Below are 14,882 nucleotides of genomic sequence, written 5' to 3'. Positions count from 1 at the left end.
AGAATCGACCATGCGACTGATCGACTGGAACATCCAATGGGGTCGGGACGCGGACGGCGTCGTCGACCTGCCGCGCACGATCGCCGCCGCTCGCCGGCTCGGCGACTTCGACGTGCTGTGCCTGCAGGAAGTCACGCGCGGTTTCGGCGCACTGCCCGGCCAGCCCGGCCCCGACCAGTTCGCCGAACTGGCGGCGTTGCTGCCCGGTTATACGATCGTCGAAGCGGTCGGCGCCGACCTGCCGCCGCTCGAACCCGGCGCACCGCGCCGCCAGTTCGGCAATGCGGTCGCGACCCGGCTGCCGATCGCGCGCGTGCTGCGCCAATTGCTGCCGTGGCCGGCAGACGCCGACGCGCCTTCCATGCCGCGCGTCGCGCTCGACGTCGAACTGGTGTTACCGTCGGGTCGGCTGCGGGTCGTCACGACGCATCTGGAATTCTATTCGGCGCGCCAGCGACTCGCGCAGGTCGACGCATTGCGCGCCCGGCACCGCGAAGCGTGTGCGCATGCCGACCAGCCTGCGCCGGCCGAAAATGCCACGGGGCCGTTCAGCGAGACCGGCCAACCGCGTGATGCCATCCTCTGCGGCGACTTCAACAGCGCGTTCGGCAGCGACGCGTACCGGCGCATGCTCGAGCCGATCGCCGACGCACCGTCGTTCGTCGATGCGTGGATCGCCCGGCACCCGGGCCGCACGCCGCCGCCGACCGCCGGCGTCTACGACACTGCGCAATGGTCCGACGGGCCGCTCGCATGCGACTTCGTGTTCGTGACCGATACGCTGCTGCCGCACGTCACGCGCTGCGAAATCGACGGCGACGCGCGCGAATCGGATCACCAGCCGGTCGTGCTCGAACTCGATCGAAATTGATCGCGGCCGCCATGCGGGCCGCCCGCGTCACGCGTCGAAACCGGCCAGGTATTCGGCCCAGTGCGACGCGGGCTCCTGCGCGAGCGAATTCTTCACGAGCAGGATCTCGTCCGCATATTCGCTCGGCGTCAGGCCGCCGCGCATCAGCTGGAACCGGCAATACAGCAGGTAGGTATTGACGACGTCGGTTTCGCAATAGTTGCGGATTTCCTCGATCCGGCCATCCTGGAACGCCGGCCACACCTGGCTACCGTCCATTCCGAGCTTGCCCGGGAAGCCGCACAGCTTCGCGAGCGCGTCGAGCGGCGCATTCGCGCGCGCCTGATACATCGCGAGCACGTCCATCAGGTCGGTGTGCCGCGAGTGATAACGCGAGATGTAGTTGTTCCACTTGAACTCGCGGTCGTCCTCGCCCAGATCCCAGTAGCGCGTCGCGGGGATCCCGTGTACGAGCGCTCGGTAATGGAGCACCGGCAGATCGAAGCCGCCGCCGTTCCACGACACGAGCTGCGGCGTGTATTTCTCGATCACGCGATAGAACGACTGGACCAGCGTCGCCTCATTGTCCTGCGGCGTGCCCAGCGACCGAACGCGGAAACCGTTGTTGTCGCGGAACACGCAGGAGATCGCCGCGATGCGCTGCAGGTGATGCGGCAGGAAATCGCTGCCGGTCTTCTCGCGGCGCGCGGCGAACGCATGTTCGGCCACCGCGGCATCGTCCAGCGTCGCGGGCAGGTCTTCAAGACGGCGAATGCCGTCGACATCGGGAATGGTCTCGATGTCAAAAACGAGAATCGGTGTCATCAGTTACAGAACGGCGTCCTTGCGCACGCCATTGGAGGCGAAGAACCGCTTGAGGCGCACCAGCGCTTCCTGCTGGATTTGCCGCACGCGCTCGCGCGTGAGCCCCATCTCGTCGGCCAGCTCCTCGAGCGTGGCCGGTTCGATGTGGTTCAGGCCGAAGCGGCGCTCGATCACGTGCCGATGCTTGTCGGACAGCCGCGACAGCCATGCGCGCGTGAGCGTCTCGAGTTCGCGGTGCTGCACCTCCGCGTCGGGCGACTGGCTCTGGTCGTCGGGCAGCAGATCGAGCAGGCTGCTCGCGGGATCGAGATCGAGCGGCGCGTCGAGCGACGCGGTGTGCTCGTTGAGCGCGAGGATGTCGGTGACTTCCTCGGCGGTCTTGCCGGTGAGATAGGCGATGTCGTCGATGCTGGCTTCACGGCGCTCGGCCGCCTCGCCCGTCGACATCGAATTCTTTTCGAGGTGGCGCTTCGCGCGCAGCACCTGGTTCAGTTCGCGGATCACGTGCACGGGCAGACGCACGGTGCGAGCCTGGTTCATGATCGCCCGTTCGATGCTCTGCCGGATCCACCACGTCGCGTAGGTCGAGAACCGAAAGCCACGCGTCGGATCGAATTTCTCGATCGCGTGCATCAGGCCGAGGTTGCCCTCCTCGATCAGGTCGAGCAGCGGCACGCCGCGGTTCAGGTAACCCTTCGCGATACTGACGACGAGACGCAGGTTGCGCTCGATCATCACCTGCCGCGCCTCGAATTCGCCGGCCTTCGCAAGACGCGAATAGCGCTGCTCCTCCTCGACGGTCAGGAGCGGCTTCACGCTGATACGGTTCAGGTAATGCTGGATCGTGTCGGCCGTGAGTTCGGCCTGCAGCAATGCGCGGAAATCGTCGACGTCGGGCGCGGCTTCCGCCCGGCCTTCGTGCTCGTCGTCGCCGTCCGCTTCGGCGTCGCGTGCCTCGAGATCACGTTCGTTTTCCGCGACGTCGTCTTCGTCGTCCGTCGAAGCGCCAGCTCGCTCCACCGATGCTTGCGTGGCACGACTGATCTTCTCAGATTCGGCTTGCGGCTCGTGGCGCTTCGATTTCGGCATGGTCGTCTCGGTTATTGAGGCGGCAAATACTTCAGCGGATCGACAGGTTTACCCTGCCGGCGAACCTCGAAATGCAGCATCACGCGGTCGGCATCGCTATTACCCATCTCGGCGATCTTCTGCCCCTTCGTTACCGCGTCCCCCTCTTTTACCATCAAAGCGCGATTGTGTGCATACGCCGTGAGGTAAGTTGCATCGTGTTTGATGATAATGAGGTTGCCATAGCCACGCAGGCCGTTGCCCGAGTAGACGACGCGGCCGTCGGCCGCCGCCTTCACGGCCTCGCCGGACGTGCCGCCGATATTGACGCCCTTGTTCTTCGCGTCGTCGAAACCGTTCAGCACCGGACCGCGCACGGGCCATGCGAACGTCACGGGGCCGCTCGGCGCGGCTGCCGTGTCGCTCGATGCGGCGGCAGCCGGCGGCGTGCTCGCGGACGACGAGCCCGCGGCCGGCGTCGCGGGACCGCTGCTGAGCGGCGCGGTCGCGACGGCGGCGCCGGTGATCGGTGCGGCAGCCGGCGAGCCGGCAAGCGCGGCACCGCCCGGCGGCGCGACACGCAGCAGCTGGTCGACTTCGATCTGATTCGGGTTCGCCAGGTTGTTCCAGGTGGCGATGTCGCGATAGTTCTGCCCGTTCTCGAGCGCGATCCGGTACAGCGTATCGCCCGGTTTCACACGGTAGAAGCCGGGCGGCGGCGGGCCGAGCGGCACTGCCGGCTGCGCGGCGGCGGTCGTGCCGAGCGATCCGGAGCGGTCGACGACGGGCGCGTTGTCGAGCCGCGTCGCACAGGCGGCCAGCAGCGTGGAGAACGCAGCCACACAGATCGCGCGCTGGGCGAACGTGAGCGGTTCCCTGGTTCGGTTGTTTTGCATCGCGCGCAACATACTCATCGGTTTCAAATCACTCCGGATTTTAAAGGGACAAAGAAAACGCGATCAAGCCGGGACTCCCGCCATTGCGCGTGCGCGACGCGCTCGACGAGCGTGAGCACCTGGGGCTGCCCGCTCTGCGCGCCGACCGGCGCGACGAGCCGCCCGCCGATCGCGAGCTGCTCGAGCAGCGCCTGCGGCACGTCGAGCCCCGCCGCCGCGATCACGATCGCGTCGAACGGGCCCGCGGACGGCAGGCCGACACGCCCGTCGCCGTAATGCAGACGGATGTTCGGCACGCGCAGCGGCCGCAGGTTCAGCTTCGCGCGCTCGTAGAGCGGCTTGATGCGTTCAATCGAATACACGTCGCGTGCCACGTGACTCAGCACCGCGGCCTGGTAGCCGCAACCGGTGCCGATCTCGAGGACGCGCTCGAGCGTGCGGCCGGCCATCGCGAGCTCGATCATGCGCGCGACGACCGACGGCTTTGAAATCGTTTGCTGGTGGCCGATCGGCAACGCGGCATCCTCGTACGCCTGCGTCGCGAGCCCGGGATCCACGAACAGGTGGCGCGGCACCGCGGCCATCGCATCCAGCACGCGCGCGTCGGTCACGCCGTTCGCGCGCAGGCGTTCGACCATGCGCTCGCGCACACGTTCCGACGTCAACGCGAATGCACCGGCCGGCGCGACGCTCGGCGCCGCCGGCTTCGGCATCGCGGGCTTCAGCGCGGTCGGCTTCGGTGCGCTCGCCGGCTTCGCGGCGGCCGCACCGGGCACCGTGCGGGCGACGCCCGCCTTCACCGCCACCGGCTTCAGCACGGCAGCGGGCTTGTCGACGGCCTTCGGCACCGCGCTCGCCGCATGGCGTTCACCGGCCCGGCCCTCCGATTTGCGTGGCGCTCGCTTGAGATCTTCGAGCGCGAGCGGGAACCGCTTCGCGCGCTCGCCGCTCATGAAGCCCGCCCTCCTGCGCGCGCCCATTCGCGCGTTGCAGGCAGCATTTGCGTATGCGTGAGATCGAGCTGCAGCGGCGTGATCGAGACGAAACCGTTTGCGACGGCGTGGAAATCGGTGCCTTCGCTCGCGTCCAGCGCCGCACCCGCGGCGCCGATCCAGTAGACCGGCTCGCCGCGCGGGTCGGTCTGGCGAATCACCGGCTGGGACGGGTGACGCTTGCCGAGGCGCGTGACCTGCCAGCCTTTCAGTTCGTCGTACGGCAAATTCGGAATATTGACGTTCAGCAGCGGCTGACCGGGCAGCGGATGCGCGAGAAAGTGCTCGACGATTTCCGCGGCGACGCGCGCCGCATCCGCCAGATGCGCCCAGCCCTTGTCGGCCAGCGAAAACGCGATGGCCGGCACGCCGAACATGATGCCTTCGGTGGCGGCCGCAACTGTCCCTGAATAGAGCGTGTCTTCGCCCATGTTCTGGCCGTTGTTGATCCCGGACACGACGAGGTCGGGCCGCGCGTCGGCCATCCCGGTCAGCGCGACGTGCACCGAATCGGTCGGTGTGCCGTTCACGTAGAAGAAACCCGTATTCGTCGCGCGCTGCACCGACAGCGGCCGCGACAGCGTCAGGGAATTCGACGCGCCGCTGCAATTCTGCTCGGGCGCGATCACCGTGAGGTCGGCAAGCGGCTGCAGCGCGTCGCTGAGCGCGGCGAGACCGGGGGCGAGATAGCCGTCGTCGTTGCTGAGTAGGATTCGCATCCGGCGATTGTAACCGAGGAAAGATGGCGCGAGAGCGACAGTCCGGCGGGTGCGGACAGGCCCGCACGCACGACGCGCGCGCGGTGCGCCGTCGCATCGCGCGGCGGCGTTTGCAGGTTCGGGAAAACGCGGTGCCGCCCGGGTTTTCCCCTCGAAGGGCCGCCGTGACGAGATGCCCGTTCGGCAAACCTGACGCGCAGCGCCGAGTGCGCGGCGCTCAGATCGCGCCGGCCTCGCGCAGCGCGGCGATCGCCTGCGCGTCGTAGCCGAGACTGTGCAGCACCTCGTCCGTATGCTCGCCGAGTTCCGGCCCGAGCCAGCGTGTTTCGCCCGGCGTGCCGGACAGCTTCGGCGTGATGTTCGGCAGCGGAATGTCGGTGCCGTCGGCCAGCTTGAAACGCTGGATCATCTGCCGCGCGATGAACTGCGGATCGGTGAACATGTCGGCGGCGCTGTAGATGCGCCCGGCCGGCACGTCGGCCGCGTTGAGCACCGCCAGCGCGTCGTCGATCGTGCGCGGCGCGAGCCAAGCGGCGATCGCGTCGTCGATCTCCTGCGTGCGCGGCACGCGGCCGTCGTTGCGAGCGAGCGCGGGATCGTCGGCGAGGTCGTCGCGTTCGATCGCCTTCATCAGCCGCTTGAAGATCGGGTCGCTGTTGCCGCCGATCACGATGCTGCCGTCGCGACACGCGTAGGTGTTCGACGGCACGATGCCCGGCAGCGACGCGCCGGTGCGCTCGCGCACCATCCCGTACACGCCGTACTCGGGCACCACGCTTTCCATCATGTTGAACACCGCCTCGTACAGCGCAACGTCGACCACCTGCCCCGCACCGCCGTTCACGTTGCGGTGGTGGAGCGCCATCATCGCACCGATCACGCCGTGCAGCGCGGCGATCGAGTCGCCGATCGAGATGCCGATGCGCGGCGGCGGCAAATCGGGATAGCCGGTGATGTGGCGCAAGCCACCCATCGATTCGGCGATCGCGCCGAAGCCGGGCCGGTCGCGGTACGGGCCGGTCTGCCCGTAACCGGACAGGCGCACCATCACGAGCCCGGGGTTGTCAGCCGACAGCACGTCGTAGCCGAGCCCGAGCTTCTCGAGCAGGCCCGGGCGGAAGTTTTCGATCACGATGTCGGCCTCGCGCGCGAGTTGCCGCGCGATCGTCTTGCCGGCATCGGATTTCAGGTTGAGGGTGACCGATTTCTTGTTGCGTGCCTGGACCGACCACCACAGCGACGTGCCGCCCTGCTCCGGATGCAGCTTGCGCCACTTGCGCAACGGGTCGCCGCCGTTCGGATCCTCGATCTTGATCACTTCCGCGCCGAATTCGGCAAAGAGGCGCGACGCGAACGGCCCCGCGATCAGCGTCCCGAATTCGAGCACTTTGACGCCCGCGAGCGGGCCCTGGCTGGTGCTCATGTGTCTCCCTGGCATGAGGAACGGCGCCGCCGGCCGGCGGCGCCCGGCTTACATCGTGCGGCGGTCGAGCATCGCGCGGGCGATGGTGCCCGCGTCGACGTATTCGAGTTCGCCGCCCACCGGCACGCCGCGCGCGAGGCGCGTGACCGCGAGCCCGCGCGCCTTCAGCGTCTGGCCGAGGTAGTGCGCGGTGGCTTCGCCCTCGTTCGTGAAGTTGGTCGCGAGCACGACCTCCTTGACGACACCGTCGGACGCACGCCGCACGAGGCGGTCGAAATGGATTTCCTTCGGGCCGATCCCGTCGAGCGGGCTCAGCCGCCCCATCAGCACGAAATACAGCCCGCGGTACGTCATCGTCTGCTCGAGCATGATCTGGTCGGCCGGCGTCTCGACGACGCACAGCAGCGTCGGATCACGCTCCTCGTCGCTGCACACCTCGCAGATCTGCGCCTCCGTGAAGGTATTGCACTTCTCGCAGTGCTGCAGGTGCTCGGTCGCGAACAGCAACGACCGGCCGAGCCGTTCCGCGCCCTCCCGATCGTGCTGCATCAGGTGGTACGCCATGCGTTGCGCGGATTTCGGCCCGACGCCGGGCAATACGCGCAACGCTTCGACGAGCGCGGACAGGGCGGACGGCTGTTTCATACGGCGGCTGAAAGCTGAACGGAGGCTGCGCTCAGAACGGCAGCTTGAAACCCGGGGGCAGCGGCAGGCCCGACGTCATGCCGCTCATCTTTTCCTGCGACGTCGCTTCGGCCTTGCGCACCGCATCGTTGAACGCGGCCGCGACCAGATCCTCGAGCATGTCCTTGTCGTCCGCCAGCAGGCTCGGGTCGATCGCCACGCGACGCACTTCGTTGCGGCAGGTCATCGTCACCTTGACGAGGCCGGCACCCGACTGCCCTTCGACTTCGATCTGCGCAAGCTGCTCCTGCATCTTCTTCATGTTTTCCTGCATTTGCTGCGCTTGCTTCATCAGTCCGGCGAGGTTGCCTTTCAACATGGGAATACTCCTTCTTGATCGTGTGAAAACCGGCACGCGGCGCGTGCCGGTCAATGTGTGCGGGCGTGATTGTGCCTGTCGCAGTGCGATTCGTTCAATGCAGCGTCGGCGGCGTGCCGTCCGGCGCCGGATCGGCGAGCGGCCGCACCGAGCCTTCGACGATACGCGCGCCGAAGTCACGCACCAGCTGCTGGACGAACGGATCGCCATGGATGTCCTGCTCTGCCTCGCGCTGGCGTGCCGCACGTGCAGCCGCATCGAGTGCCGCCGCGGTGCGCCGCGCGGGCCCGACCTCGACCGCGACCTCGACGGCCTTGCCGAGCGCATCGGCCAGGGCCGCCTTCAGTTTCGCGACCTGGGCGGCGTCCGCATACTGCGGCACCGGCACGGACAGTTTCAACGTCGTCGCGTCGACGGCCGTCAGCTCGCTGTTGAATGCAAGCTGATACGCGACGCCCTTCAGCGGCAACCGCGCGGCCAGCGCCGGCCATTCGCCGTCGAAGCCGACCGGGTCGAGCGCGATCGCGGGCGGCAGCGGGCGCGTGTCGACCGGCGCGGACGGACGGGACTCCACTGCCTTCGGCGCAATGCGCACGTCGTCGGGGCCGCTGTCGAACACGGGCACGAAGCCGTCGTCCGCCGCACCGCCGAACATCTCGTCGGCGCTGAGCGGCACATATTCGTCCGGCGGAATGTCTTCCCACGGCGGCGGGGCGTGGCGCGTGTCGGCAACCTGCGGCGCGCGGGCCGCCGCGCGCGGCGTCGGTACCTGCACGGCAGGACGCGATGCCGCCGGCTTTTCGACGGCCGGCTGGGCCGCCGCCGGCTTGGGCGCGGCGCCCGCACGCGCGCGGTCGGACGACACGCGCATGCCGGCGTTGCGCAGCACGTCGAGTGCGGCAGCTGCACCGCCGCGGGCAGACGGGCGCGCGGCGGGTTCGGCCGGCGCAGCACGCGGCGCCGGTTCGGCAGGCAGCGCAGGTTCGTCGTTGCGCTTGGCGGCGGCAACCGGCGGTTCAGGTTCGTTGCGGACAGCCGGCGGTGCATCGCTCGGCGGTACCGCCTGAGGTGCCGGGATCGCTTGCGGCTGCGGTGCGGCCGGCGCTGCGGTCGCAGCCGATGTTGCCGCGGATGCAGATTCAGATGCCGGTGTCGAAACAGCCTTCACTGCCGGCGCAATCGCCGCATCGTCGGACTGGACCGCTGCCGGACGCGCAGCGGGCGCAGCCGCTTGCGGACGTGCGGCCGCCACGGCTGCCGGCTGCGGCGCCGACGACTTGGGTGCCGCAGCCGACGCAACGGCAGCGGCCGCACGCGGCGCGGATGCTGGTGCAGGCACGGCACGCGGCACGGCAGGCGGACCTCCCGGCGCACTGCCGGCGCCGACGGCCGGCTCGAACGCGAGCATCCGCAGCAACGTCATGGTGAAGCCGGCGTATTCGTCCGGCGCAAGGCCGAGCTCCGCGCGCCCGACCGTCGCGATCTGGTAGAACAGCTGAACCTGCTCGGGGCTCAGCGTCTCCGCGAAGCGGCGCAGATCGGCCGCTTCCGGCCATTCGTCGAGCACCGACCCCGGCGCGAACTGCGCCCAGGCGATCCGGTGCAGCAGGCTGGCGAGATCCTGCAGCGCGGTGGAAAAGGACAGGCTGCGCAGCGACATCTCGTCGGCGATCGCGAGGATCTCGGGGCCGGCGCCGGCCGCGAGCGCATCGAGCAGGCGCACCATGTAAGTCTGGTCGAGCGCGCCGAGCATGCCCGACACCGCCGATTCGGTCACTTCGTTCGCCGAGTACGCGATCGCCTGGTCGGTCAGCGACAGCGCATCGCGCATGCTGCCCTGCGCGGCGCGCGCGAGCAGACGCAGCGCCTGCTGCTCGAACGAGATCTGCTCTTCGCCGAGGATCCGTTCGAGGTGCGACACGATGTGCCCGGCCGGCATCTGCTTCAGGTTGAACTGCAGGCAGCGCGACAGCACGGTGACGGGAATCTTTTGCGGATCGGTGGTCGCGAGGATGAACTTGACGTGCGGCGGCGGCTCCTCGAGCGTCTTCAGCATCGCGTTGAACGCGTGGTTCGTCAGCATGTGCACTTCGTCGATCATGTAGACCTTGAAGCGCGCATCGACGGGCGCGTACACCGCGCGCTCGAGCAGCGCGGCCATTTCGTCGACGCCGCGGTTGCTCGCGGCATCCATTTCGACGTAGTCGACGAAGCGGCCTTCGTCGATCTCGCGGCACGCGCGGCACACGCCGCACGGCTGCGACGTGACGCCGGTTTCACAGTTGAGCGCCTTCGCGAAGATCCGCGACAGCGTCGTCTTGCCGACGCCGCGGGTTCCGGTAAACAGATAGGCGTGATGGAGACGCCCGCCGTCGAGCGCGTGCGTGAGCGCCCTGACGACGTGCTCCTGGCCGACGAGCGAAGCGAAATCCTTCGGACGCCACTTGCGTGCGAGAACTTGATAGGTCATCGGGAAATTGTATCAGTAACGCTGCGTCGCGCCGACACGCGAAACGGTGCGGAAAACGGGCAAGACGCAGGTAAAGCGGAGAATGACGCAGAAATAAAAAACGCCCGGCGAACGGGGCGAGAGGAAAGGTGACGAGCCCGACCCTCGGCACTGGCAGAAAACGATTGTGGCTGCTTCGTTCCCGACCTGACCAGGTTCACCGCCCCACCATGCGAGGAGGCCCGTCACGGCATATTCTATCACCGCTTCCGGCCAAATGCGACCGTTTGTTCGCAACAATGCGCACGATCGAGCAAAGCGGCGCGCGTACGGGCTTGTCGATCCGGCGCGAACAGGTGGACAGATTCCGCGATGGAGACCGTGACTCTTGTATTTTGCGAGGCGGCCTCCACGTTCGGATCACAACGGTCGAACGGCGCGTCGTACCCCTACTCGCGTAGCGGCTACTATCGCCGCCCGCAGCAGATAGCAATTTAGGCTAATATGACGCCCGAACGACCCGCGAGCCGCGCCAAGCAGCGCTTACGCCCCTCCTTCCGGGGAGCGGAGTGACCTGCCGCAGCGGCCGGCAGCCGACAGGCCGCCGGAGCGCCGCAACGCGCCAAGCAGGCAGTCCCCGAACCGTAAGAGGTATTGACCCAATGAGCGAACAGATCAAACACATCAGCGACGCATCGTTCGAACAGGACGTCGTCAAATCCGACAAGCCCGTGCTCGTCGACTTCTGGGCCGAATGGTGCGGCCCGTGCAAGATGATCGCCCCGATCCTCGACGAAGTCGCGAAGGACTACGGCGACAAGCTGCAGATCGCGAAGATCAACGTCGACGACAACCAGGCAACGCCTGCGAAGTTCGGCGTGCGCGGCATCCCGACGCTGATCCTGTTCAAGAACGGCGCGGCGGCCGCACAGAAGGTCGGTGCGCTGTCGAAGTCGCAACTCACCGCATTCCTGGACAGCCACCTGTAATACCGGCCGTTCCGCGGACGTGTTGTCAACCGACAACACGTCCCCCGTCAAGCCGCCGATCGGCCGCTCAGGCGCGAATCGGCGTATGCTAGAATCAAAAAACGTCTACAAGACGCATTAAGTCTCAGAGCGCCTCCGCTCGCCCCTCCTCCCTTATTTCTTTTCGTCGCTTCTCCTCCCTGGCGGGTTCTCCGTATGCATTTATCCGAGCTCAAGTCTCTGCACGTGTCCGAACTGATCGAAATGGCCAATGGCCTGGAGATCGAAAACGCGAACCGCCTGCGCAAGCAGGAGCTGATGTTCGCCATTCTCAAAAAGCGCGCCAAGACGGGAGAGACGATCTTCGGCGACGGTACGCTCGAAGTGCTGCCGGACGGCTTCGGCTTCCTGCGCTCGCCGGAAATGTCGTACCTCGCGAGCACCGACGACATCTACATCAGCCCGTCGCAGATCCGCCGCTTCAACCTGCACACCGGCGACACCATCGAAGGTGAAGTCCGCACGCCGAAGGACGGCGAGCGCTACTTCGCGCTGGTGAAGGTCGACAAAGTCAACGGGCAGCCGCCCGAGGCCTCGAAACACAAGATCATGTTCGAGAACCTCACGCCGCTGCACCCGAACAAGCCGCTGTCGCTCGAACGCGAAATGCGCGGCGAAGAAAACGTCACGGGCCGCATCATCGACATGATCGCGCCGATCGGCAAGGGCCAGCGCGGCCTGCTCGTCGCGTCGCCGAAGTCGGGCAAGACCGTGATGCTCCAGCACATCGCACACGCGATCAAGCAGAACCATCCGGACGTCATCCTGTTCGTGCTGCTGATCGACGAGCGCCCCGAAGAAGTGACCGAAATGCAGCGCTCGGTCGCCGGCGAAGTGATCGCATCGACCTTCGACGAACCGGCCACGCGTCACGTGCAGGTCGCCGAAATGGTGATCGAGAAGGCCAAGCGCCTCGTCGAAATGAAGCACGACGTCGTGATCCTGCTCGACTCGATCACGCGTCTCGCCCGCGCCTACAACACCGTGATCCCGGCGTCGGGCAAGGTGCTGACGGGCGGTGTCGACGCGAACGCGCTGCAGCGTCCGAAGCGCTTCTTCGGTGCCGCGCGCAACATCGAGGAAGGCGGCTCGCTGACGATCATCGGCACCGCACTGATCGAGACCGGCAGCCGCATGGACGACGTGATCTACGAAGAATTCAAGGGCACCGGCAACATGGAAGTGCACCTCGAGCGCCGTCTCGCGGAAAAGCGCGTCTATCCGTCGATCAACCTGAACAAGTCGGGCACGCGCCGCGAAGAAATGCTGATCAAGCCCGAGATCCTGCAAAAGATCTGGGTGCTGCGCAAGTTCATCCACGACATGGACGAAGTCGAGGCGATGGAGTTCCTGCTCGACAAGATCCGCCAGACGAAGAGCAATTCCGAGTTCTTCGACCTGATGCGCCGCGGCGGCTGATCGCCCTCGCCCCGCACCGAACGGCCGTCCGCGCGTTTCGCCCGGCGGCCGTTTTTTCGCGCCAACCTGTACGTGAACGTACAGGTTGATCTATAATCGCGCCATCGTCCCGACCGAAGCCCCTGCCATCCCGATGCCGAACGACGCCTCCCCCTCGTTGCTGACCGTGAGCGACGCCGCGTCGCGGCTCGGCGTCACGCCGCGCACGCTGAAGTACTACGAAGAGCGCGGACTCGTCACGCCGTCGCGCAGCGGCGGCCGCTATCGCCTGTACGACGAAGCCGATCTCGAACGCTTCGCCCGCATCCTGCGGCTGCGCGCGCTCGGCTTTTCGCTGCACGGCATCACCGAGATGCTCAAGCGCCCGCTGGAAGAAACGGGAGACGGCCGGCGCCGCTATTCGGACGCATCGTTGCGCGAGATCCGCTCGGGGCTCGCCGAACAGATCGACACGCTCGACCAGCGGATCGCGGCCGTCCAGCGCGAGTTGAAGGAAGCGGTCGCGCTGCGCAAGGAACTGCAGCACGACATCGACTACGTCGAACGGCGCCTCGCCGGCGAAAACCCCGACGCGCTGATCGCGCAACGGCAGGCCGAGGCCGGCGCGCGGCGTACGCGCAAGGACCGGGAATGAACGTCGCGCCGGGTCGCTCGCCGCTATGGAGCCGCGCGAACCTGCGCGCGGACCTGTTCCCGTGGGCGCTCGCGCTCGTCACCGGCATCGACTATTTCGACAACGCGGCCTTCTCGTTCTTCGCGAGCTACATCGCGGGCGGCGTCAACGCATCGCCCGACGAACTCGTGTGGTCGTCGAGCGCGTATGCGGTCACGGCCGTGCTCGGCATCCTGCAGCAGCAATGGTGGGTCGACCGGCTCGGGCATCGCCGCTACGTCGCCGGCTGCATGCTGATGTTCTCGTTCGGCGCGATCGCGGCCGCGCTCGCCGACACGTCGCTCGAACTCGCGTTCGCGCGCGGCTTCCAGGGCTATTTCATCGGCCCGATGATGGGTGCCTGCCGGATCCTGATCCAGGTCAGCTTCAAGCCGCAGGAGCGGCCGCCCGCCACGCGCGCGTTCCTGATCATGATCCTGCTCGGCAGCGCGCTCGCGCCGATCGCCGGCGGGCTGCTCGTCGCGCATTCGACGTGGCGCGCGCTGTTCGCCTGCACCGCGCCCGCGGGCATCGCGTTCGCGATCCTCGCGCTGCTCACGCTCCCCGATTCCGGCAGGACGCCCGACGACGAACGCGGCTCCGGGCATTTCTGGCCATACGTCGTGTTCGCGCTCGCGCAAGGCGCGCTGCAGATCGTGCTGCAGCAGGTGCACTACCAGCTCTACAGCGGCTCGCCGATGCTGATCCTGCTGACGATCGCCGGCCTCGGCGCGCTCGCGTGGTTCGCCCATCACCAGTGGAACCATCCGACGCCGCTCGTGCGGCTGCACGCGTTTCGCGAGCGCACGTTCCAGGTCGGGCTGCTGCTGTACATGTTCTATTACTACGAGTCGACGGGCTTCAGCTACCTGACGTCCCGCCTGCTCGAAGGCGGGCTCGGCTATCCGGTCGAGAACGCCGGGCGCCTGGTCGGCACGATGTCGCTGATCTCGGCCGCCGCTCTGTTCGCCTACCTGCGCCATGCGAAGCGCGTCACGCACAAGAAGTGGTTCGTCGTGCCGGGGTTCGCGATCGCGGTCACGGCCGCGCTGTGGATGACGCGGATGACGCCCCAGGTCGGCGAGGCCGCGCTGATCGTCCCGCTGCTGCTGCGCGGGCTGTTGCTGCTGTTCATCGTGCTGCCCGTCGCGAACCTGACGTTCCGCATCTTCGCGATCGACGAATACACGCACGGCTATCGGCTGAAGAACATCGTGCGGCAATTGACGATCTCGTTCGCGACGTCGTCGGTGATCATCGTCGAGCAACACCGGCTGGCCCTGCACCAGACGCGGCTCGTCGAGCGCGCGAACGTGTTCGATCCGCTGTTCCAGCAGACCGTCGACGCCCTCACGCGTGGTTATGCGGCCGCCGGCCATGCGCTGAACGAGGCGCACGCCCTCGCGATCGCATCGATCGCGCGGATGGTCGCGCAACAGGCGTCGTTCCTCGCGTCGCTCGACGGTTTCTATTTCCTCGCGGGTGTCGCGCTGGTCGGCGGCCTGTTCGCGGCATGGCAAAAAGAGATCGATTGAGTTAAAAGACAGGCTTTGGATTT

At 67.1% G+C, this 14,882-nt stretch carries 14 protein-coding genes and 1 other RNA gene; 5 read left to right on the top strand and 10 right to left on the bottom strand.

From position 1 onward, the window contains the following. Nucleotides 1-10 precede the first annotated feature (10 nt). Nucleotides 11-871 (top strand): endonuclease/exonuclease/phosphatase family protein, encoded by an 861-nt coding sequence (locus DIE16_RS24350; protein WP_124570110.1) that lies wholly within the window; start codon nt 11-13, stop codon nt 869-871. Between the two features lie 27 nt (nt 872-898). On the opposite strand, the gene DIE16_RS24345 is transcribed toward DIE16_RS24350, so the two are convergent. The 10 genes from DIE16_RS24345 to ffs form a co-directional block, all read right to left on the bottom strand. Next, nucleotides 899-1,675 (bottom strand): 3'-5' exonuclease, encoded by a 777-nt coding sequence (locus DIE16_RS24345; RefSeq protein WP_044848977.1) that lies wholly within the window; start codon nt 1,673-1,675, stop codon nt 899-901. Between the two features lie 3 nt (nt 1,676-1,678). Then, nucleotides 1,679-2,764 (bottom strand): RNA polymerase sigma factor RpoS, encoded by a 1,086-nt coding sequence (gene rpoS / locus DIE16_RS24340; RefSeq protein ID WP_040144287.1) that lies wholly within the window; start codon nt 2,762-2,764, stop codon nt 1,679-1,681. Nucleotides 2,765-2,775: 11 nt separating this feature from the next. After that, nucleotides 2,776-3,657 (bottom strand): peptidoglycan DD-metalloendopeptidase family protein, encoded by an 882-nt coding sequence (locus DIE16_RS24335; RefSeq protein WP_044848976.1) that lies wholly within the window; start codon nt 3,655-3,657, stop codon nt 2,776-2,778. 5 nt (nt 3,658-3,662) lie between these two features. Then, nucleotides 3,663-4,592 carry a protein-L-isoaspartate(D-aspartate) O-methyltransferase gene (locus tag DIE16_RS24330; protein WP_044848975.1) on the bottom strand — a complete coding sequence of 310 codons (930 nt, stop codon included), beginning with the start codon at nt 4,590-4,592 and terminating at the stop codon, nt 3,663-3,665. Then, a complete protein-coding gene (surE, locus tag DIE16_RS24325) occupies nt 4,589-5,350 on the bottom strand; it encodes a 5'/3'-nucleotidase SurE (RefSeq protein WP_124486298.1) in 762 nt (253 codons plus the stop codon). The genes DIE16_RS24330 and surE overlap by 4 nt, the downstream gene beginning before the upstream one ends. Before the next feature lie 217 nt (nt 5,351-5,567). Beyond that, complete coding sequence (locus tag DIE16_RS24320) at nt 5,568-6,773, bottom strand: CaiB/BaiF CoA-transferase family protein (protein WP_124520219.1); 1,206 nt, start codon at nt 6,771-6,773, stop codon at nt 5,568-5,570. Between the two features lie 48 nt (nt 6,774-6,821). Next, nucleotides 6,822-7,418 carry a recombination mediator RecR gene (gene recR, locus DIE16_RS24315; RefSeq protein ID WP_044847271.1) on the bottom strand — a complete coding sequence of 199 codons (597 nt, stop codon included), beginning with the start codon at nt 7,416-7,418 and terminating at the stop codon, nt 6,822-6,824. A 31-nt stretch (nt 7,419-7,449) separates the two neighbouring features. Continuing rightward, nucleotides 7,450-7,776 (bottom strand): YbaB/EbfC family nucleoid-associated protein, encoded by a 327-nt coding sequence (locus DIE16_RS24310; protein ID WP_006755698.1) that lies wholly within the window; start codon nt 7,774-7,776, stop codon nt 7,450-7,452. 94 nt (nt 7,777-7,870) lie between these two features. Then, nucleotides 7,871-10,246, bottom strand: a complete 2,376-nt coding sequence (locus tag DIE16_RS24305) for a DNA polymerase III subunit gamma/tau (protein WP_124893559.1) — start codon at nt 10,244-10,246, stop codon at nt 7,871-7,873. 127 nt (nt 10,247-10,373) lie between these two features. Then, nucleotides 10,374-10,472, bottom strand: an RNA gene (ffs, locus tag DIE16_RS24300) — signal recognition particle sRNA small type. 415 nt (nt 10,473-10,887) lie between these two features. Between ffs and trxA the strand changes: the two genes are divergently transcribed. From trxA to DIE16_RS24280, 4 genes are all read left to right on the top strand, one after another. Continuing rightward, complete coding sequence (trxA, locus tag DIE16_RS24295; RefSeq protein WP_006402348.1) at nt 10,888-11,214, top strand: thioredoxin TrxA; 327 nt, start codon at nt 10,888-10,890, stop codon at nt 11,212-11,214. Between the two features lie 195 nt (nt 11,215-11,409). Beyond that, nucleotides 11,410-12,672 carry a transcription termination factor Rho gene (gene rho / locus DIE16_RS24290; RefSeq protein ID WP_006478662.1) on the top strand — a complete coding sequence of 421 codons (1,263 nt, stop codon included), beginning with the start codon at nt 11,410-11,412 and terminating at the stop codon, nt 12,670-12,672. A 133-nt stretch (nt 12,673-12,805) separates the two neighbouring features. Then, a complete protein-coding gene (locus tag DIE16_RS24285; RefSeq protein WP_124486295.1) occupies nt 12,806-13,306 on the top strand; it encodes a MerR family transcriptional regulator in 501 nt (166 codons plus the stop codon). Next, the gene (locus DIE16_RS24280) at nt 13,303-14,859 is read left to right on the top strand and encodes an MFS transporter (protein ID WP_124893558.1); all 1,557 of its coding nucleotides are present in this window, start codon (nt 13,303-13,305) and stop codon (nt 14,857-14,859) included. The genes DIE16_RS24285 and DIE16_RS24280 overlap by 4 nt, the downstream gene beginning before the upstream one ends. Nucleotides 14,860-14,882: the final 23 nt, after the last annotated feature.

The sequence above is a fragment of the Burkholderia sp. Bp9090 genome (genome assembly GCF_003857985.1).
Classification (GTDB): domain Bacteria; phylum Pseudomonadota; class Gammaproteobacteria; order Burkholderiales; family Burkholderiaceae; genus Burkholderia.
Note: the sequence above shows the minus strand (reverse complement) of the source record. Positions and strands in the feature narration are given on the sequence as shown.